This window comes from Staphylococcus sp. SA22 (genome assembly GCF_054165785.1).
The window spans coordinates 1-21,595 of the sequence record NZ_JBSZQY010000024.1; the positions used below are offsets into that span (position 1 = coordinate 1).

The following is a 21,595-nucleotide window of genomic DNA, read 5'->3' on the forward strand; positions in this document are numbered from 1 at the left end:
AGAAGGAAATTACTTAGCAAACAATTTTGTACATTCTTATACAATCATTTATGTACATTTTTATATTGACATTTACACCTATAACTGAAGAACGTTTAATATTTGTTACTAACAAAGAGATGAAAGATTTCAAATTAAACGATATTCAAAACCATACATTACTTGTTACTGAAAAAGGGTGTAGTTACAGAGAACAGTTAGAAAAGATTCTCTATAAATATAGCTTTTCAACAAAACAAATGATTGAATTTCTAGGAATTGAGTCATTGAAAAAACACTTAAAAAATTCAGATGGGATTGCGCTATTGCCGGAGTTTATTGTTGCAGATGAATTAGAAAATAAAAGTTTGTTTCAAATAGATGTCGATGTCGATATTACGAATTTAGAAACAACTTTGATAATTAATCCTGAATCCAGTAAGCAAGTACTAGAATCTTTTGTAAAAGATGTCTTTTTATAAATATTGGTGAAAACGTGTAGTTATAGTGAAACTTAAAGATAATCATTTATTGGAAAGGACATAGGAGCAATTACAATTTCCAAACAAGGTACACGAGTGCCTCTGAATTTATCGGCACGCTTTTACATAGATCAAAAGAACGCGCACTAAAATAATCAGTTTATCTATGTAACTTACATCTTTTATACTACAGAAGTATTTGAATCACCATATTTAACTTTTAAGTTTGTACTACTATGAAGTAATCTAACTACCACTTTAGTCAATACAAATATAACGGAAAGATAATTAAGTGAGTGCTCATTCAAGGGTGCTCTTTTTTCATGTATTTATTGAACAAAAATAAAGATGCTTAAGAAATTTATAAAAAGTTTTATAATCATTTACTGATATTCGTGAATAGTTATAGTATTTGTTCAATATTGAATTACTGGTCATACAGATCTATTTTACCAGTGAGAAGTCTACAAAGAATTATTGGATAGTTATGGTATTGATAATATAAGAATATTTTTGAAAAAACTCAAATATGGTTAATTTATTTGTTAAAATAACATTAAGTATAAAAACAGGGAACAAGGTGGGTTATCATGAATCAATTGGTAAATGATACGTTATCGGCTTGGTTGTTGATTGAATCTTTAAGTCCAGGAGAAGTTAGTTTTACAGCGGAAGATATATTATTAGCTGAAAATTTTAAAAATGGTGCAAAGCAAGCACAACTTCAAAGTTTTGATGAATATTTTGAAATATGGAATGATGAACGCTTTATTATATCAGAAGAAAAATCAGAGATTGGCGAAATCATTTTTAAATTTTACAGACATTGTTTCCGCTATAATGAAATTAATTTGAAAATTCAGGATATTTTTGATGATTATTCAGATATTCATAATCCAAATGGGACACACTGTTATGGTTACACATTTAATATAGATAAACACGGTAAAGTGATAGTTGATTCTATACATATTCCGATGATTATGAGTGCATTGAAAGAAATTGAAAAGAACAAAAATGCCAATATAGAAGAAAAATTTAATGATTCTGTTGAAAAATTTGTTCAAAAAGTAAAAGAAATTTTAGCAGATGAACCAATTAATGAATTTAAATTGAAGAAGATAGACAAAGCTTATGATGAGTACTTTTCTGTATTAAATTCAAAGAAAGATGGATTATTTGCGCATTATGTAGCAATAGAATATGTGAAAGATAGTGATTTACCACAGCCGGAATTTAACAGCTTCTTCATAAGTGATATTGAGAAAGCAAGAAAATCTCCCAACCAAACTTTAATTGATTACATTGAAGGTGTAGAAGAAAGTCAGCGCATAGAAGTAGATGAAAATAAAGAAATGTTTGACAAATTTTTACATCCTTCACGTTTGCCTGATGGACGCTGGCCATCACAGACTGAGTTTAGATTGTCTTTAATGCAACAACTTGCTGTAAACCAAATCACGAGTGGTAATGAAAGAATAAGTTCTGTTAATGGGCCACCAGGGACAGGTAAGACGACTTTATTAAAAGATATATTTGCTCATCTAGTAGTTGAAAGAGGCAAAGAGTTAGCCAAACTAAATAATCCTAAAGATGCATTTGTCAAAACAAAAATTCATGAAACAGATGATAAATACGTCTATTTACTTCAGGAATCTATTGCTAAATATAAGATGGTAGTTGCGTCTAGTAATAATGGCGCTGTTGAAAATATATCTAAAGATTTACCGAAAATTGAAGAAATTATAAGAAATCCTGAAAAATGTAAATTCCCGGAATATGAAACAGCTTATGCAAATTTAGCATATGAATTAAAAGATTTTGCTGAAATAGCTGAAGATTTGATTGGGGAAAGTGCCTGGGGCTTATTTTCTGGGGTGTTTGGAAAAAGTACCAATATTAATCAAGTATTGGATCACATGTTAAAACAAGATGTGAATGATATTGGCTTTGCTAGATTACTTCAAAATGAAAATAATCGTATGGGTTATCACGAGTTAATGACTGAATGGCAAGCACATCAACGTGCATTTTTAGAAGAGTTGAAGCATGTTGAAATGTTAAAAGAAGAATCTATTAGAGCCTATGATGTTTATAAAAGTTGTGAGTCTTACTCTAAGATGGAACATGAACTAAATAGCAAAAAAATGAATGTTAAGGAAAAGTTGAATCATTTAGAAATTCAAATATCTTGTGACAATAAAGAAATTGAAGATTTGGATGATCGAATTAATTATAATACAAAGCAAATAGAAACTTTAAATGAGTTAATTAAATCCATCAAAGAAAGCAACAAAGGTTTTATTAACAAACTGAAGGCGATGTTTAACTCAGAAGAAGATGAAAGCTATAAAGATCATAATAAAGAGAAGCAACAATTATTAACACAACAGTTAGAGTTAGAGAAATGTAAAAAAAACAAACATGAAGACCTTGTTAGCAAACTAAAAGAAAAAGAGAAATTAATTAAACAATTAACTAAAGTACAGTTGCAATTAGACGAGTTAAATTCACAGTTACAAGAGTTAGAAGCATATCGTATTGAGTCAAAAATTACAATTCCAGAAAAAGATTTTTGGAGTGACAACAATTATGATGAGCGCCAAGTTACTAATTTGTGGACGAGTGACGAACTTCAATATAGACGTGCCATGCTCTTTTTAAGAGCAATGATATTGCATAAATTATTATTGATTGCTAATAATACAACTATTTATTATGCGATTAATGATTTTAAAGATAGAAGAAAATTAATTGATGCAAATCCAGATAAAGTACACAACGCATGGAATGTGATGCATTTAATATTTCCAGTAGTTAGTACGACGTTTGCAAGCTTTAAATCTATGTATGGGGGCATACCAAAAGATTTCATAGACTACTTATTTATTGATGAAGCAGGACAAGCAATACCTCAAGCAGCTGTGGGAGCATTATATCGTTCAAAAAAAGTTGTAGCTGTAGGTGATCCGATTCAAATAGAACCGGTTGTGACTTTAGAAAGTCATTTAATTGATAACATTCGTAAAAATTATCATGTTCCGGAATATCTAGTTTCTAAAGAAGCTTCTGTGCAGTCTGTTGCAGACAACGCCAATCAATATGGCTTTTGGAAATCTGATGCTACTGATAGTAATCAAAAAACCTGGATAGGCATACCTTTATGGGTGCACAGACGATGTTTAAAACCTATGTTCACGATAGCTAAACAAATCGCTTATAATAATAAAATGGTGCTACCTAGTAATATTACAAACGTAGGTAAGACCGGTTGGTATGACGTTAAAGGAAACTCAGTACAAAAACAATTTGTGAAAGAGCATGGCGAAAAAGTAGTGGGATTATTAGCTGATGATTGGATTGAAGCAATTAAGGAAGGTAAGAATGAACCGAGCTCATTTGTAATATCGCCTTTTTCAGCAGTACAGCAACAGATTAAACGTATGTTAAAGCAACAACTACCGACTAGAATTGATATTGAACGTACAAAAATTAATCAATGGGTCGATAAATCCATTGGTACTGTTCATACTTTTCAAGGTAAAGAGGCTCAGAAGGTGTATTTTGTAATAGGTACTGATAATACCCAAGATGGTGCTGTGAACTGGTCATGCGAAAAACCAAACTTGTTAAACGTTGCAGTGACAAGAGCTAAAAAGGAATTTTATGTAATTGGTGACATGCAAAGAATACAGTCGAAACCATTTTATGAGACGATTTTTAAAGAAAGAAATGTAAAATGAAATTGAAAATAACAGCATTTCTATAGGCTAATCAAGTGATACTTAATAACCGCGCAATTTATACATTTTAAAAGGAGTAAAATTGAATAATGAAGAAATTTAACAACTGGATATTAAATGCAATAAGTGGATCTCAAACAGACAAGAATGGAACAACTGAAGAATTAAAAGGCGCAAAATTTATCATTTTATATGCATATTCAATGCTCGTTTTGCTTGCGATAGTAATTTCTAACATATTCATTCACATTTTGGAGCCTAAATTATCAATCACCACTCAAATCATCATCGTTTTGATTTTAATTGAATCACTAATTGGACTACGTTTCTTTAAAGGGTACGATGTTAGGCGTGGCAAAGATAAAGAAAATAAGAAAAATAGTAAGGATTTCGTTAAACTAAAATCAATTTTAGTAGCAATTTTATTTACATCATTGGCGCTGACAGCAGGTACTGTAGCTGATATATACGGTTTCACTGACTTAGGAAATACTAGAAGTGATTTAATCGTTTGGAGCATAGGTGGTATTATATTTGGCCTCGTATGTTACACAATGGAAGATAAAAAATAACGATAAGGAGCTGGCGATTATAAAGCTAGCTCCTTAAATTTTACGTACAACTATAAAGTTAAATCACATGGTTTGAATCACATGTCAATAATTCCCATAATACATTATTAAAACATCAATTAAATAAGTTTTAAAATTTTACACATATTTTTATTTAAAAAAGATGTATAATTAATGTATTAAATATAGAAAGAAGTTGATATTATGAAAAAGTGTATTAAGACTTTGTTTTTAAGTATCATTTTAGTAGTGATGAGTGGTTTATATCATTCAGCACATGCGTCAGATTCGTTGAGTAAAAGTCCAGAAAATTGGATGAGTAAACTTGATGAAAGCAAACGTTTAACTGAGATTAATATACCGGGTTCACATGATAGTGGCTCATTCACTTTAACTGATCCGGTAAAATCAGTTTGGGCAAAGACTCAAGATAAAGATTACCTTACACAAATGAAGTCAGGAGTCAGATTTTTTGATATTAGAGGCAGAGCAAGTGCTGATAATATGATTTCGGTTCATCACGGCATGGTTTATTTGCATCATGAACTAGGGAAATTTTTAGATGATGCTAAATATTACTTGAGTGCTTATCCAAATGAAACAATTGTGATGTCTATGAAAAAGGACTACGATAGCGATTCTAAAGTTACGAAGACATTTGAAGAGATTTTTAGAGAATATTATTATAATAACCCGCAATATCAAAATCTTTTTTACACAGGAAGTAATGCGAATCCTACTTTAAAAGAAACAAAAGGTAAAATTGTCCTATTCAATAGAATGGGTGGTACATACATAAAGAGTGGTTATGGTGCTGACACGTCAGGTATTCAATGGGCAGACAATGCGACATTTGAAACGAAAATTAATAATGGTAGCTTAAATTTACAAGTACAAGATGAGTATAAAGATTACTATGATAAAAAAGTTGAAGCTGTTAAAAATTTATTGGCTAAAGCAAAAACGGATAGTAACAAAGACAATGTATATGTGAATTTCTTGAGTGTGGCGTCTGGAGGCAGTGCATTTAATAGTACTTATAACTATGCATCACATATAAATCCTGAAATTGCAAAAACGATTAAAGCAAATGGGAAAGCTAGAACGGGTTGGCTGATTGTTGACTATGCAGGGTATCCGTGGCCAGGATATGATGATATTGTAAGCGAAATTATAGATAGTAATAAATAAGGATTCAATAATGATATTAAGACGAGTATGAAAATAGTTAGATTCTAATTATTTTCACTACTCGTTTTTATTTTGAAAATAAGTAATGATTCAACAATATTATAAATTGAACAGATTGTTTGTGAAATTTTTGATAATATTAAAGTGAAAAAGTGTTATAAATTGATATTAATATGTAATTTGCAAAAGTAAATCATTTTAAAAAGAAGAGAGTTGTAAGGTGATGAAACGATTAAATAAATTAATGCTAGGTATTAGTTTCTTATTTTTAACAATTTTTATTGGTGGTTGTGGCATAGGTAAAGAAGCGGAAATTAAGAAAAGTTTTGAAAAAACATTAAGTATGTATCCGATTAAAAACCTAGAGGATTTATATGATAAAGAAGGTTATCGTGATGATCAGTTTGATAAAAAGGATAAAGGGACGTGGATTATTAATTCTCAAATGGCGACTCAAAATAAAGGAAAAGCTCTAAAAACAAATGGAATGCTTTTGAAAATAAATAGAAATACAAGAAGTGCAAAAGGATTTTACTATGTTAATGCGATAAAGAATGATGAGGATGGTAGACCTCAAGATAATCAAATAGAATATCCGGTTAAAATGGTCGACAATAAAATCATTCCAACTAAAGATATCAATGACGAAAAAATAAAAAAAGAAATCGAAAACTTTAAGTTCTTTGCGCAATATGGCAACTTTAAAGATTTGTCGGAGTACAAAGATGGCGATATATCATACAATCCAGAGGTGCCGAGTTATTCAGCCAAATATCAATTAACGAATGATGATTATAATGTAAAGCAATTACGTAAAAGATTTAATATACCAACGAATAAAGCACCAAAGTTATTGTTGAAAGGTACAGGTAATTTAAAAGGCTCATCAGTTGGATATAAAGATATTGAATTTACTTTCGTGGAGAAAAAAAGGAGAAAATATATACTTTAGTGATAGTCTACATTTTAAACCGAGTGAGGATAAATAACCTCACTGCCTCCCACACGATTCAATATGAAATTCAAATATGTTGCTGTAAAATAATGTAAAATAAACGTATTCATATTACTGAATTGAGGGATAGTATGCAACGTGATTATTTAATTCGAGTAGAAACTGAGAGTATGTCAGATTTCAAAAGGCTCAATGGTTTAATGATTGGTTTTGTTATTAAAGGTGAGGCGCACATTTATGATGAAAATAATATGACGCAATGCAACAGTGGCGACATTTTCATCATTAACCACCGCGACTTGTATCGATTTCAACTTCAACAAGATGGCATCATATGTTATATCCAATTTCAAATGAAATATTTAGCAGACAAGTTTGATGATGTGCATTGTCTATATTTTCACTTAACAGATGCGACCACAACAAAAAATATACATCAACTGAGAAATATAATGGCAAGACTGGTTTCAACACATATTCGACATAATGAGTTGTCTAAATTGACTGAGCAACAACTTGTGATTCAGTTGCTTATGCATATGATTCATTATGTCCCGCGTACATATCATTCGAACCAAAGTATCTTAAATGATGATAAAGTGAATCAAGTATGCGACTATATCGAGTTACATTTTCATGAAGACTTAAGCCTTTCGGAATTAAGCGAATATGTTGGGTGGTCAGAGAGCCATCTGTCTAAAAAGTTTGCAGAATCGCTAGGTGTAGGATTCCAGCATTTCTTAAATACGACGCGAATTGAGCATGCGAAACTCGATTTGACATACACAGATGAAACGATTACTGATATTGCATTGCAAAATGGCTTTTCAAGTGCAGCGAGCTTTGCGAGAACATTTAAACACTTTACGCATCAAACACCTAAACAATATCGAGGTGATCGTCCAGCAATCACTGAAAATCAACAATCGGCACAACATAATTATCACGACCGTGAATTGATATTACTTTTAAATGACTACATTGAAGAAATGAATCATTTCATTGAAGATATTGAAAAGGTGAACTATAAAGAGATTACCTTTCAACCAACCAATCACCAACTAAATCAATTTAATCATATTATTCAAGTGGGCTATTTGAGGAATTTGCTCAATACACAGTATCAATCACAGTTGCTTACATGTCATCATGATTTCCGTGTCAATGAAGTATTAGCATATGATGTGATGCCATATATCATGAAAAAGCTCAATGCGCCATTCACGTATGATGCAGAAATTTCGAATATATTTTATGATATCGATTTGTGCTTAGACTTTTTATTAGATCATAACTTTAGTTTGACAATGCATTTGGATCAGTATGACTCACGTGATTATATCGATGCATTTAAAATTTTTATCCATCACGTTGCCCTGCATGTCAGTCATAGAAAAGATTTGAAGTTCAACTTGTATGTGACGACATTGCACACGTCTTTGATTGAAATGATTGATTATTTTAAAGCATTATTCCCTAATGGTGGCTTGTACATTCACTTAGATCAAGCTACGGAAAGACATCTACCATTGCTGAAACGACTTGAGCCACACATCGACCATTTTGTATTTGATGCCAATTCAAATGATGCTGTTGATTTTAATAAAATGAATGATGATGAATTTAAAACCGCAAGTCAAATGATTATTAATAAAACGAATTACCTTATCGATTTAATGCATCGTCATCACCTAAAGCGTCCACTCATTTTACTCAATTGGAATACATTGACAGGTGATACATTTATTACAAACGGCGAATATTTTAGAGGTGGTATCATCATTGAGCAATTATTAAAATTAAGTTCTAAAGTAGAGGGTATCGGGTATTGGTTGAATTATGATTTGCACGTCAGTCATTGTAGAAATGAACGGGATTATATGAATTCTATTGAACTGTTTCATCAATACAATGGAAAACGTCCGGTCTATTTCACGGCATTGCTATTTAATAAATTAACAAGCAATATTTTATATTCTGATGATACATGTATTGTCACGGGAACTGATTCAAATTTTCAAATATTGTTATATGATGCAAAGCATTTTAATCCGTACTTAGCGTTGGACAATCAAATGAATATGCGTGCAACGGAAATGATCCATTTGAACATTAATGCCCTAGAAGAAGGTATGTATAAGATTAAACATTTTACCTTAGATAAAGAAAACGGTGCATTATTTAATCTTTGGCGCAAACATCATACGATACATGGTATGGACAAGGACTCTATAGATTACGTTAATCGAATGAGTTTTCCAAAATTAGAAGTGTATGATATAGATGTGACGGATACGCTGGCATTAAATATTAAAATGATTACAAATGGAATTCACTTAATTGAAGTAAAACGTTACCCAAGTTCATAAAATGATCACAAATCACAATTTATGTTATACATAATTTGTGATTTTTCATATTCAAAGTTAAAATTGCAAAAAATTAATGGTTAACATCTCTGTTGTTGGCAATATAAATAATGATCAATCATATATGATGTAACTAAGGAGATGAATGATATGAATCAACAATTAATTGAAGCTTTAAAATCAAAAGAAGACAAAATGATTGAGATCAGACGTTATTTACATCAGCATCCAGAATTATCTTTTCATGAGGATGAAACGGCGAGATACATCGCTGAATTTTACAAAGGTAAAGATGTAGAAGTAGAAACGAATGTCGGACCACGTGGAATTAAAGTAACGATTGATTCAGGGAAACCTGGTAAAACATTAGCAATCCGTGCAGACTTTGATGCATTACCTATTACTGAAGATACAGGATTATCTTTTGCATCACAAAATAAAGGTGTTATGCACGCATGTGGTCACGATGCACATACAGCATACATGCTTGTATTAGCAGAGACGCTTGCTGAAATGAAAGATAGTTTTACAGGAAAAGTCGTTGTGATACATCAACCAGCTGAAGAAGTACCACCAGGTGGTGCTAAAGCAATGATTGAAAATGGTGTATTAGACGGTGTTGATCATGTATTAGGTGTACACGTCATGAGCACAATGAAAACAGGTAATGTGTATTACAGACCTGGTTATGTTCAAACAGGACGCGCATTTTTCAAATTGAAAGTTCAAGGTAAAGGTGGCCATGGTTCATCACCACATATGGCCAATGATGCCATTGTTGCAGGTAGCTACTTCGTCACAGCGTTACAAACAGTTGTATCTAGACGACTAAGTCCATTTGAAACCGGTGTTGTCACAATCGGTTCATTTGACGGTAAAGGTCAATTCAATGTCATTAAAGATGTTGTTGAAATTGAAGGTGATGTACGTGGATTAACAGATGCTACAAAAGCAACAATTGAAAAAGAAATTAAACGTTTATCAAAAGGATTAGAAGCATTGTATGGTGTAACTTGCACATTAGAATATAACGATGACTATCCTGCATTATACAATGATCCAGAGTTTACTGAGTACGTGGCTAAGACGCTAAAAGAAGCAGACCTTGAATTTGGTGTCGAAATATGTGAACCACAACCACCTTCAGAAGACTTTGCATACTATGCTAAGGAACGACCAAGTGCCTTTATTTATACAGGTGCAGCTGTGGAAGATGGTGAAATTTACCCACATCATCATCCTAAATTTAACATTTCAGAAAAATCATTACTTATTTCGGCAGAAGCTGTAGGGACAGTTGTTTTAGATTACCTTAAAGGAGATAACTAACATGAATGAAACGTATCGCGGGGGCAACAAGTTAATCTTAGGTATTGTATTAGGTGTTATTACATTTTGGTTGTTTGCACAATCACTTGTAAATGTTGTGCCAAATTTACAACAAAGTTTTGGTGCAGACATGGGAACAATTAGTATTGCGGTAAGTCTAACCGCACTATTTTCAGGCATGTTTGTTGTTGGAGCAGGCGGCCTAGCAGATAAAATTGGACGCGTGAAAATGACGAATATCGGCTTATTATTAAGTATTATTGGTTCAGCATTAATTATTATTACAAATTTACCAGCATTGTTAATTTTAGGTCGTATTATACAAGGCGTATCAGCAGCGTGTATTATGCCTTCCACATTGGCCATTATGAAAACTTATTATGAGGGTGCTGAACGTCAGCGTGCCTTAAGCTACTGGTCTATCGGTTCTTGGGGTGGAAGTGGTATCTGTTCACTCTTCGGTGGGGCAGTTGCGACAACTATGGGTTGGAGATGGATTTTCATCTTCTCAATTATCGTTGCCGTACTTTCAATGTTACTCATCAAAGGGACGCCTGAAACGAAATCAGAAGTTACCAATACACATAAATTTGACGTTGCAGGTCTAATTGTTCTAGTAGTTATGTTATTAAGTTTAAACGTTGTTATTACTAAAGGTGCAGCACTTGGTTATACATCATTATGGTTCTTTGGTTTGATTGCAATCGTAATTGTAGCATTCTTTATTTTCTTAAATGTTGAGAAAAAAGTAGATAATCCACTTATTGATTTTAAATTATTTGAAAATAAACCTTATACAGGTGCAACGATTTCGAACTTCTTATTAAACGGTGTTGCAGGTACATTAATTGTAGCGAATACATTCGTGCAACAAGGTTTAGGTTATACAGCATTGCAGGCAGGATACTTATCAATTACTTATTTAATCATGGTGTTATTGATGATTCGAGTTGGTGAAAAATTATTACAAAAAATGGGTTCTAAGCGACCAATGTTATTAGGTACATTCATTGTGGTCATTGGTATTGCACTTATTTCATTAGTATTCTTACCAGGCATATTTTATGTTATCAGTTGTGTCGTAGGATATTTATGTTTCGGACTAGGCTTAGGTATTTATGCAACACCTTCTACAGATACAGCTATTTCGAATGCACCGTTAGATAAAGTTGGCGTTGCTTCAGGTATTTATAAAATGGCTTCATCACTTGGTGGCGCATTCGGTGTCGCAATTAGTGGTGCAGTATATGCCGGTGCAGTTGCTGCAACGAGCATTCATACAGGTGCGATGATTGCACTTTGGGTTAACGTATTAATGGGAATCATGGCATTTATCGCAATTTTATTCGCGATTCCTAATGATGATAAACGTGTCAAAGATGCGAAATAATAACGATGACACGCCCAGTGTTTTGATAATGATTTAAATGAAAGTAAAGCAAATTAAATGAGGAAATGTATAGAGCAGTGCATATAGATAAATCTATGATTGGATTAACACTAATATAAATATAAATGAAAAACCATCCACTTAAACTTTTGATAAGTTAGGTGGATGGTTATTTATTGCGTTGTTCTAAAAATTTGGACACTTATATGGAAAGAACTATATATAATGTGAAGATAATGGCAATTCGCTTCAATGAAGGCGACGTGTAAAAGTGTATATTAAACGTTTCGGGGTCAGACTCCGAGAACAATGTCCGTCATGCTTACCGCATACTAATGAAGCATTATTATATCAGTGTTTATAGCCGATTTAAGATAATAAAGTTTGCTAAACAAAAAAGCCAACCCATGAATGTTGGATTGGCTTTGTATAAGCATATTAAGTTCTAATTTTTATATAAGGTATGAATATAAATAAGACATTAAAAATTAAATTTCAGTTGTTGCAATTTCTTCATCTGTAGGTACATCATCGTTAAGACCAACAAGTGCTTCAGAAACATTTCGTGAATGATAACCGATACGTTCAAGAACACCAATCATATCGATATATAGTAATCCGCCTTTTGTTGTACATTCACCACGATTAAGGCGTTTAATATGACCTTTGCGTAGTTTATGTTCAATATTAAATGATTCTCTACTACGTTCTACAATTTCATCTTTTTTCGTTTTGTCATAAACATCTAACATGTCGATGGCTTTATCAAATGACTCAGCAACATGGTTGAATAATTTATCCATACCACGTTGTGCATCTTCTGTAATGCGAATATCTTCATCATGTTGGCGTTTTAATTGAGCGACATACTCTTCTGTTAGCTCTGCTACTTTTAAAATAGAGCGATTGACATCAAACATAACTGCTAAACGCTCAACGTCTGCCTTCGTAATGGCTTTTGTAGAAATTCTAACTAAATAATTTCGAATACTATCATTGATTGTTTCAACAGCTTGATGCTTTTGTTCAAGCTTTTTGATCAATTTTTTATCGTCTTTTGTAATTTCGCGAATGTCTTCAAACATTGATAAGACAATCTGACCCACATTTTGTAATTCTTTTTGAGTTTCTTGTAATGCAACACCAGGTGCGTGATAAACAAGATCTTTGTTTAAGTGCTGAGGTTTATAGTCATCAGCAATATCTTTACCTGGGACAAGCTTTGTAACTATCCATGCTAAACCTGCTACAAATGGTAATTGAATCAAAGTATTTGTTATGTTGAAGATACCATGTGATACTGCAATCGTCATCGCTGGTTTTAAGTGCCATACATCTTGTAACAAACTAATCAAATGAATCACAACTGGCAAGAAAATTGTGAAGATAATTACCCCGATTAAGTTAAAGATGACGTGTACAAGCGCCGCACGTTTTGCAGCGATTGAGCCGGCTAAACTAGCTAAGATAGCTGTAATCGTTGTACCAATATTATCGCCTAGTAACACAGGGATTGCTGCGTTTAAGCTGATTAAATCTTGTTGATAAAATTCTTGTAAAATACCAATCGTCGCACTTGAACTTTGAACTAGTGCTGTTAACCCTGCGCCGACAATGACAGCGAGTATTGGATTTGTAGACATATCAAGCATTAATTGCTTAAATCCATCTAATGATGCTAAAGGTTTAACGGCATCACCCATAAATTCTAGACCGAAAAATAGAGAACCGAAACCGAATAGTATGCGGCCAATGTTATTGATTTTAGAGCGTTTAAAGAAAAAGATTAAAAATGCACCTAATGCTAAAATTGGCATTGCATATTCGCCTAAATCTATACCGATAATAAATGCAGTTACCGTTGTTCCGATATTAGCACCCATTATCACTCCAATGGCTTGTTTCAATGTCATAAATCCAGCTGTTACCAGTCCGATTGTGATAACTGTTGTACCTGAACTACTTTGTATTAAAATAGTTACAACGATACCTGCAATAACACCTAATACTGGATTTGATGTAAATTTGTTTAAAATATCTCGTAGCCTGTCTCCTGCTGATGCTTGAAGCCCGTCTCCCATGATTTTTAAGCCGTAAAGGAAAATACCTAAACCACCTAAAAAGGAGAAAATGACTTCTGTAACCGACATTTCCATTATTTCACCTCAAATAAGCTTTATATTTAGATTATCGCTTATAATTGTAAATTTAATGTTAAGATTAGGTAAAATTATTTAACAATATATGTTATTTGTATATGACTTGTAAAATATCGTCACTTATTATGTAAATTTTCAGTGTGAAATGGCAGGTTTGCAATCACTTGTTTAACAAAATGATGCAATCAATCATACAATTATGTGTCATCAAAAAAATCATGTGAGTGGGATAACGAAATAAAGTTTGTGAACATATCATTTCTTTCCCACTCCATGATTTGAAATCACCATATAGACATGATTTAATGTGCCTCGTTATAACAATTTGTGTTCTTTTAATAATGACTCAATGTAAGTACCTTTTATCTTTTTAAGGAATCCTGCTAATGCGAGTTTTTGCATTTTCGAATCTTTAGTAATCTCGCGCAAATCTTGATGGTCATTCAGTTCGTATATGGCATCCATTAAGACGCGAAGATCAAATGTACTATTGATGACCTCTGGAATACCACGATCTATATTTAGTAATTGATAAACAGCTTCCATGGCAGTACGAACCGAATATTCTGTTGTAAATACAGTATCTCGCTCTGTTTCTGCAAAGTTACCAATAAATGCTAAATTTTGTGATTGGTGCGGAACGACTAAAGGTCTGTCGCCGATAGCACGTGTCATGAAATAAGAGGTAATATATGGCATATAAACAGGAATCGTATTAGATGCATGTTTTGCTAAGTCTTCAATTTTGTCAGTTGGTACACCTAAGTGATATAGCCATTCTTGACATATTTCATTACCACTACATTCTGTGATTGGCTTTTTAATATGATCGCCGTTTACATCTGAATATAAGGCGTAAATCCACGTAGATATTTCATTTTTAGGTTGGTCTTTAAACTGTTGCTGACGATTGATTGTAAAACTGATTTGCCATGCAGAATCATTGATTGTAATAATACCACCAGTAACCGTTTTGCCTGCAAGTGGATCACGTTTACAAATGCTTTCTATTGTATCGATAATATCTTTATTGTTTGTTGTCGATGTTGCTGAAACAAACCAACTTTTTTGAGGAATATTTTGGCAAAACTTATCAGGATTACCAAATTCAGGACTTTGTCGTGCTAAATTTTTCCATAGTGTCCAACTACCACCTAATTCGTCAGTTGGTGGCGCTGGTGTATCATTATCACCATACGTAGAGCTTTCTGTAATACTACCGTTTGTCACAAAGACAAGATCGTTTATAGTCAGTTTAATAGATTCTGCATTACCATGTCGGTGAATTAATATTTCTCGGGCAATTTTTTGACTTGTCGTAACATCTACTTTAATATCTTCGACTTTTACATCGTATTCAAATTGAACCCCATGCGATTTTAAATATTCAACCATAGGTAATACTAAAGATTCATATTGATTATATTTAGTGAATTTTAAAGCTGAAAAGTCTGCGAGACCACCAATATGATGAACGAATCGCATTAGATAGCGACGCATTTCCATTGCAGAATGCCACGGTTCAAATGCAAACATCGTTTTCCAGTAAATCCAAAAGTTTGAATTAAAGAAATCGTCGGAAAATACATCTGTTATTTTGACATCATCTAAATCTTCTTCATTCGTTAAGCATAAATCTAAAATTTCTTTAATCGCCGTTTTAGTCAAAGTGAAGTCTCCATCTGTGACTAAACGTTGACCCTGCTTCTCAATAACACGACAACGAGAATAGTTAGGGTCTTCTTTGTTTAACCAATAGAATTCATCTAATACTGACGCATGATTAATTTCAAGTGAAGGGATAGATCTGAATAAATCCCACAAACATTCAAAGTGGTTCTCCATTTCACGACCACCTCGGACAACATAGCCTTTTAAAGGCATATTTTCACCATCAAGACTACCGCCCGCTTTGGGTAACTCTTCTAAAATATGAATCTTAGAACCTTCCATTTGACCATCCCTTATTAAAAAACAAGCTGCAGCAAGTGAAGCTAGACCAGATCCGATTAAGTAAGCGGATTTGTTTTCTACATTTTCAGGTTTTTTAGGGCGCGCAAATGCTTCATAATTTCCATAACTGTAATACATATCCACCAAGTCCTTTCGTATTAGAATACACTCAGACTATACCCCTTTGTGAATTGCAAATATTAGTATTTATATTGGTAAATTTGACGAAATTAGATCATTTTTATATTTTTGATTTTTAAAATTTTATCATTCGAATGTTTTTGGATTCTGAGGTGCGGGACTTGGAATAATTATGTATTTTGAAAGAAGTTACTTAAACTAACGCCTAGTAGAGTGATAATTCCGCCTATAATAGCAAGGGTTGTTGGTAGCTCGTCTAATAACAGATAAGATAATAATAAAGAAACGATAGGTGTTAAATAAAGAGACATTGTTGCATCAGAGACACCAACTGACTTCACGATATAAGCAAGCAAAACGTATGGAATTATAGTAGGGAATATAGCTAAATAAAGTACCGATACTATTGATGTAAAAGTGGCGCCGTGTATATCGTTGATGATTTCAGGAATAAAAATAAGCATAAATGGTGAGCTTGCCATTATTGTATATAGTGTGAAAGCGATGAAGCCGTATTTTTCTATGTATTTTTTCTGGAAAGTAAAATACAAACTTTCACTAAAAGATGCAAGTAAAATAATAAAAACACCTAATACATTAATAGTTGTGTAATCATCTTTACTTATTGAAATAATGGATATTCCTATAAATGCGACGAGTGAACTTAACCAATTCCATTTTGAAAAATGCTCTTTTAAAAATATATAAGCTAAAGCACTAGAAAAAATAGGCGTTGTAGAGACTAGAATTCCAGATATACCTGCACTAATCAAAGTTTCACCAAAATTTAAAGCTGTGTGATATATCACAAATCCACAAAATCCTAAAATAAAAATAACAGGGATATCTCTTAGTTCTGGGGTAGGCAATTTCTTTATAATTACGAACGGCAAGAGAATTATTGTTGCTAAAATTAAACGAAATGCCGACAATGATTCTGCACTAAAATCATTTAACGCAATCTTTATAATTGGAAATGCAGATCCCCACAATATGATAGTAAATAAATATGATAGAAAAGTAGTGTCTCGAAGCTTATTCATTAATATCATCACTCCTTTAATTATGTGTTTCTATATTAAAAAATATGATTTAAAATGAGTACAACCAATTTTGATTAGATTTACCTATCCAATTTATAAAAAGGGGGGAGAAGATGACGAAATATAAAGATATTGCTAGTGACATCAGAGATAAAATAATCGCAGGGGATTGGTTTTATGGAATGAAGATACCTTCACAGAGGCAGTTGGCGATACAATACAACGTAAATAGAGTGACGATTATTAAAAGTATTGAGTTATTAGAGGCTGAAGGATTTATCTATACTAAAGTGGGGAGTGGAACATATGTTAATGACTATTTGAACGAAGCACATATTACAAATAAATGGTCTGAAATGATGTTATGGTCCTCTCGACAAAGAAGTCAGTATACGGTGCAATTAATTAATAAAATTGAGACAGATGACTCGTATATACATATAAGTAAAGGTGAATTGGGTCAACCATTAATGCCACATATTCAATTGAAAAAAGCCATGTCTAATACAGCCAGTCAAATTGAAGACTTATCTTTTGGTTATAATAATGGCTATGGTTATATCAAGTTAAGAGATATCATCGTTGAACGAATGTCAAAGCAAGGTATAAATGTAGGTAGAGAAAATGTAATGATCACTTCAGGCGCTTTACATGCCATTCAACTTTTATCTATTGGGTTTTTAGGTCAAGATGCCATAATAATTTCAAATACACCATCATATATTCACTCTACAAATGTTTTTGAGCAATTGAATTTTAGACATATTGATGTTCCTTATAATCAAATTAATGAAATTAATACCATCATTGATAGATTTATTAATTTTAAAAATAAAGCGATTTATATAGAACCTAGGTTTAATAACCCGACAGGTTGTTCTTTAACGAATGAGCAAAAGCAAAATATAATTACTTATAGCGAAAGACATAATATACCTATCATTGAAGATGATATCTTTAGAGATATTTTCTTTAGCGATCCAACTCCTGCTATCAAAACTTTTGATAAATTGGGAAAAGTTATACATATAAGCAGTTTTTCAAAAACGATTGCACCAGCAATAAGAATAGGTTGGATTGTTGCTTCTGAAAAAATAATAGAGCAATTGGCAGATGTAAGAATGCAAATTGACTATGGATCCAGTATTTTGTCACAAATGGTTGTATATGAGATGTTGAAAAATAAGTCTTATGATAAACACTTAGTAAAGTTAAGGTATGTTTTAAAAGACAAACGAGACTTTATGTTAAACATCCTCAATAATTTATTTAAGGATATAGCACATTGGGAAGTTCCAAGTGGAGGTTATTTTGTATGGTTAGTCTTTAAAATAGATATAGATATTAAATATTTATTCTACGAATTGTTAAGTAAAGAAAAAATACTAATCAATCCGGGTTACATTTATGGCAGTAAAGAAAAGAGTATAAGGCTATCTTTTGCCTTTGAATCAAATGAAAATATTAAGCATGCGCTCTATAAAATTTATACATATGTGAAAAAGGTTTAATTAAAACAATAATTCGAATCATTATGTGGCATGTTAAACAGCTAAATATAAGCTATGCACAATTAACAAGCGGATACTCCTGACGCAATTATAGTATCATTACATATTGTTTAATCGTTTGGGGTAATGTAATTAAAAGGTAAAATAGGCAGAGTGTTATACATAAAATGTAAAGAAAGAGGCGATAGAATGTCTAAAATCAGGTCTTTTACAATATTAAGTCTACTTATTTACTTAGCTATGATGTGCTATACAGTAGTGACCTATTCAAAATTACCAACCAAAGTACCTATTCACTATAATTTAGCAGGGGATGCTGATAACTTTGCTGATAAATGGGTGCTGCTTTTGATTAATAGCGCATTTATAGTGATTTGGCTTATATTTTTCATTGCAGGTAGATACTATGAACGATTTGCCAAATGGTCACATTATAATCATACACCACGTGAAATTCGAGCGATTAAATTATTTTTAAGTACGTTAAATTTAGAGATTATGAGCTATATGTCTATCTTCACAGTATTAGAAATTTGGCAAATACAACACCATCATCAATTCAATTTACTATGGTTTAATATGATATTTATCATTATCATTGGTTTGACGCTTGTCATATTTTGTTTACTTCCTACAATTCATAAAATGAGAGATTCTCAATAAAAATATAAACTGTCATGATGCAGTTTTGAAGCGGATTCTTGAGATTATTATAAATAATATCTAGTATTTATAATTAAAATGATATATTATTTATTATAGTTAAATATTGTGTATATTTTGTGAACTTTTTGTAAAAATTCGATTGCCTGTCACATATAGGAGTGTTACATTTTAAATATGTGATCATCGCAAAATATAAGTTGAAATAGGTTGTAGATTAATCAGGATGATAAATATTTTATATAAAGAGAGGGAGTCATTATGACACTACTTACTGTAAATCCATTCGATAATGTTGGATTATCAGCCTTAGTTGCAGCAGTACCTATTATTTTATTTCTATTATGCTTAACCATTTTTAAAATGAAAGGCATTTATGCAGCATTGACAACTTTGGTTGTTACATTGATTGTGGCTTTATTTGTGTTCGAATTACCAGCACGTGTATCAGCAGGTGCAATAACAGAAGGCGTTGTTGCCGGTATTTTCCCAATAGGATATATCGTTTTAATGGCAGTTTGGTTATATAAAGTTTCTATTAAAACAGGACAATTTTCTATTATTCAAGATAGTATTGCAAGTATTTCAGAGGACCAAAGAATCCAACTATTATTAATTGGATTTTGTTTCAACGCATTTTTAGAAGGTGCAGCAGGATTTGGTGTGCCAATTGCGATTTGTGCAGTATTATTAATTCAACTTGGATTTGAACCATTAAAAGCAGCGATGTTATGCTTAATTGCTAATGGTGCGGCGGGTGCCTTTGGTGCGATAGGTTTACCAGTTAGTATTATTGATACGTTTAACTTAAGTGGAGGCGTTACAACATTAGATGTTGCGAGATATTCAGCATTAACACTTCCGATTTTAAACTTTATTATTCCATTTGTTTTAGTATTCGTTATAGATGGCATGAAAGGTATTAAAGAAATTTTACCTGTCATTTTAACAGTGAGTGGTACATATACTGGATTACAATTATTATTAACAATATTCCATGGTCCAGAACTAGCAGACATTATTCCATCACTAGCAACAATGGTGGTGTTAGCATTTGTTTGTCGTAAATTTAAACCGAAAAACATTTTCAGATTGGAAGCGTCTGAACATAAAATTCAAAAACGAACGCCTAAAGAAATTGTCTTTGCTTGGAGTCCGTTCGTCATTTTAACTGCCTTTGTATTAGTATGGAGTGCACCATTCTTCAAAAAATTATTCCAACCTGGAGGTGCACTTGAAAGTCTAGTAATAAAATTGCCAATTCCAAATACTGTGAGTGATTTATCGCCTAAAGGAATTGCGTTGCGTCTCGATTTAATTGGTGCAACTGGGACAGCGATTTTATTAACAGTAATTATTACAATTTTAATTACGAAGTTAAAATGGAAAAGTGCAGGTGCTTTATTGGTCGAAGCAATTAAAGAATTATGGTTACCGATCCTTACAATTTCAGCTATCCTAGCTATTGCTAAAGTTATGACATACGGTGGTTTGACTGTAGCAATTGGACAAGGTATTGCTAAAGCGGGAGCAATTTTCCCATTATTCTCTCCAGTATTAGGCTGGATTGGTGTGTTTATGACTGGTTCAGTTGTAAATAACAATACTTTATTCGCACCTATTCAAGCGACAGTGGCACAACAAATTTCGACAAGCGGTTCATTACTTGTGGCAGCTAACACTGCAGGTGGTGTAGCAGCGAAGCTTATTTCACCACAATCAATTGCCATTGCGACTGCAGCTGTTAAAAAAGTTGGTGAAGAATCTGCATTATTAAAAATGACATTAAAATACAGTATTATATTTGTAGCCTTTATCTGTATTTGGACATTTATACTAACGTTAATATTCTAAATATAAATAATGTTGTCACTTGGATTCAAATGACATTTTAAATCTAATTATTCATGAATCGAACTAGTACGAAATGCATTGAGCATCTTGTCTAGTTCGATTTTTTAATGTCTAAAAATGTCGTATATGTAATTAGAGTAGAAAGTGTTGAGGCGCTTCAGAAGTTGTTTAGAAAAGTAAGTAAAATCAAAACCACCCGTGTGAACGGGTGGTTTGTTCTGCGGCTATAAGCCTTCCTTACTGGCCAGCCCTAAAAGGGCA

Annotated in this window: 12 protein-coding genes and 2 pseudogenes; 11 read left to right on the forward strand and 3 right to left on the reverse strand. The window is 32.4% G+C overall.

The genetic code is table 11. The features are described 5' to 3' along the window. Positions 1 to 65: 65 nt before the first annotated feature. From ACXQH5_RS13140 to norC, 8 genes and pseudogenes are all read left to right on the forward strand, one after another. Positions 66 to 461: pseudogene (locus tag ACXQH5_RS13140) on the forward strand (LysR substrate-binding domain-containing protein); the annotation flags it as partial. 590 nt (positions 462 to 1,051) lie between these two features. Further along, positions 1,052 to 4,204: a DEAD/DEAH box helicase gene (locus ACXQH5_RS13145; protein ID WP_001072889.1), complete on the forward strand. Its 3,153-nt coding sequence runs from the start codon at positions 1,052 to 1,054 to the stop codon at positions 4,202 to 4,204. 89 nt (positions 4,205 to 4,293) lie between these two features. After that, positions 4,294 to 4,776 (forward strand): hypothetical protein, encoded by a 483-nt coding sequence (locus ACXQH5_RS13150; protein WP_000714382.1) that lies wholly within the window; start codon positions 4,294 to 4,296, stop codon positions 4,774 to 4,776. A gap of 204 nt (positions 4,777 to 4,980) precedes the next feature. Continuing rightward, positions 4,981 to 5,967: a phosphatidylinositol-specific phospholipase C gene (locus ACXQH5_RS13155; protein WP_000710571.1), complete on the forward strand. Its 987-nt coding sequence runs from the start codon at positions 4,981 to 4,983 to the stop codon at positions 5,965 to 5,967. Positions 5,968 to 6,187: 220 nt separating this feature from the next. Beyond that, positions 6,188 to 6,956, forward strand: a pseudogene (locus tag ACXQH5_RS13160) (tandem-type lipoprotein). A gap of 97 nt (positions 6,957 to 7,053) precedes the next feature. Then, positions 7,054 to 9,291 (forward strand): transcriptional regulator AryK, encoded by a 2,238-nt coding sequence (gene aryK / locus ACXQH5_RS13165; RefSeq protein WP_001188484.1) that lies wholly within the window; start codon positions 7,054 to 7,056, stop codon positions 9,289 to 9,291. A gap of 150 nt (positions 9,292 to 9,441) precedes the next feature. Continuing rightward, on the forward strand, positions 9,442 to 10,620 hold the full coding sequence (locus tag ACXQH5_RS13170) for a M20 family metallopeptidase (RefSeq protein WP_001075814.1): 1,179 nt from the start codon (positions 9,442 to 9,444) through the stop codon (positions 10,618 to 10,620). Position 10,621: 1 nt separating this feature from the next. Beyond that, the gene (gene norC / locus ACXQH5_RS13175) at positions 10,622 to 12,010 is read left to right on the forward strand and encodes a multidrug efflux MFS transporter NorC (protein WP_001006429.1); all 1,389 of its coding nucleotides are present in this window, start codon (positions 10,622 to 10,624) and stop codon (positions 12,008 to 12,010) included. A 488-nt stretch (positions 12,011 to 12,498) separates the two neighbouring features. On the opposite strand, the gene ACXQH5_RS13180 is transcribed toward norC, so the two are convergent. From ACXQH5_RS13180 to ACXQH5_RS13190, 3 genes are all read right to left on the reverse strand, one after another. Then, the gene (locus tag ACXQH5_RS13180; protein WP_001791319.1) at positions 12,499 to 14,160 is read right to left on the reverse strand and encodes a Na/Pi cotransporter family protein; all 1,662 of its coding nucleotides are present in this window, start codon (positions 14,158 to 14,160) and stop codon (positions 12,499 to 12,501) included. A 324-nt stretch (positions 14,161 to 14,484) separates the two neighbouring features. Then, positions 14,485 to 16,260, reverse strand: coding sequence for an oleate hydratase (locus ACXQH5_RS13185; RefSeq protein WP_001824053.1), 1,776 nt, complete (start codon positions 16,258 to 16,260; stop codon positions 14,485 to 14,487). A 173-nt stretch (positions 16,261 to 16,433) separates the two neighbouring features. Further along, positions 16,434 to 17,306, reverse strand: a complete 873-nt coding sequence (locus ACXQH5_RS13190; protein ID WP_001038097.1) for a DMT family transporter — start codon at positions 17,304 to 17,306, stop codon at positions 16,434 to 16,436. A gap of 113 nt (positions 17,307 to 17,419) precedes the next feature. Here ACXQH5_RS13190 and ACXQH5_RS13195 point away from each other — a divergent pair, with 113 nt between their 5' ends. From ACXQH5_RS13195 to ACXQH5_RS13205, 3 genes are all read left to right on the forward strand, one after another. Further along, on the forward strand, positions 17,420 to 18,817 hold the full coding sequence (locus ACXQH5_RS13195) for an aminotransferase-like domain-containing protein (RefSeq protein ID WP_000170486.1): 1,398 nt from the start codon (positions 17,420 to 17,422) through the stop codon (positions 18,815 to 18,817). Positions 18,818 to 19,006: 189 nt separating this feature from the next. Then, positions 19,007 to 19,480: a DUF1648 domain-containing protein gene (locus tag ACXQH5_RS13200; RefSeq protein WP_000036329.1), complete on the forward strand. Its 474-nt coding sequence runs from the start codon at positions 19,007 to 19,009 to the stop codon at positions 19,478 to 19,480. A 261-nt stretch (positions 19,481 to 19,741) separates the two neighbouring features. Beyond that, positions 19,742 to 21,334 (forward strand): L-lactate permease, encoded by a 1,593-nt coding sequence (locus ACXQH5_RS13205; protein WP_000173881.1) that lies wholly within the window; start codon positions 19,742 to 19,744, stop codon positions 21,332 to 21,334. Positions 21,335 to 21,595: the final 261 nt, after the last annotated feature.

Excerpts from the sequence above, each read along its gene's own strand:
- ACXQH5_RS13145 (WP_001072889.1), top strand. The coding sequence starts at position 1,052 with ATGAATCAATTGGTAAATGATACGTTATCGGCTTGGTTGTTGATTGAA.
- ACXQH5_RS13150 (WP_000714382.1), top strand. The coding sequence starts at position 4,294 with ATGAAGAAATTTAACAACTGGATATTAAATGCAATAAGTGGATCTCAA.
- ACXQH5_RS13155 (WP_000710571.1), top strand. The coding sequence starts at position 4,981 with ATGAAAAAGTGTATTAAGACTTTGTTTTTAAGTATCATTTTAGTAGTG.
- aryK (WP_001188484.1), top strand. The coding sequence starts at position 7,054 with ATGCAACGTGATTATTTAATTCGAGTAGAAACTGAGAGTATGTCAGAT.
- ACXQH5_RS13170 (WP_001075814.1), top strand. The coding sequence starts at position 9,442 with ATGAATCAACAATTAATTGAAGCTTTAAAATCAAAAGAAGACAAAATG.
- norC (WP_001006429.1), top strand. The coding sequence starts at position 10,622 with ATGAATGAAACGTATCGCGGGGGCAACAAGTTAATCTTAGGTATTGTA.
- ACXQH5_RS13180 (WP_001791319.1), bottom strand. The coding sequence starts at position 14,160 with ATGTCGGTTACAGAAGTCATTTTCTCCTTTTTAGGTGGTTTAGGTATT.
- ACXQH5_RS13185 (WP_001824053.1), bottom strand. The coding sequence starts at position 16,260 with ATGTATTACAGTTATGGAAATTATGAAGCATTTGCGCGCCCTAAAAAA.
- ACXQH5_RS13190 (WP_001038097.1), bottom strand. The coding sequence starts at position 17,306 with ATGAATAAGCTTCGAGACACTACTTTTCTATCATATTTATTTACTATC.
- ACXQH5_RS13195 (WP_000170486.1), top strand. The coding sequence starts at position 17,420 with ATGACGAAATATAAAGATATTGCTAGTGACATCAGAGATAAAATAATC.
- ACXQH5_RS13200 (WP_000036329.1), top strand. The coding sequence starts at position 19,007 with ATGTCTAAAATCAGGTCTTTTACAATATTAAGTCTACTTATTTACTTA.
- ACXQH5_RS13205 (WP_000173881.1), top strand. The coding sequence starts at position 19,742 with ATGACACTACTTACTGTAAATCCATTCGATAATGTTGGATTATCAGCC.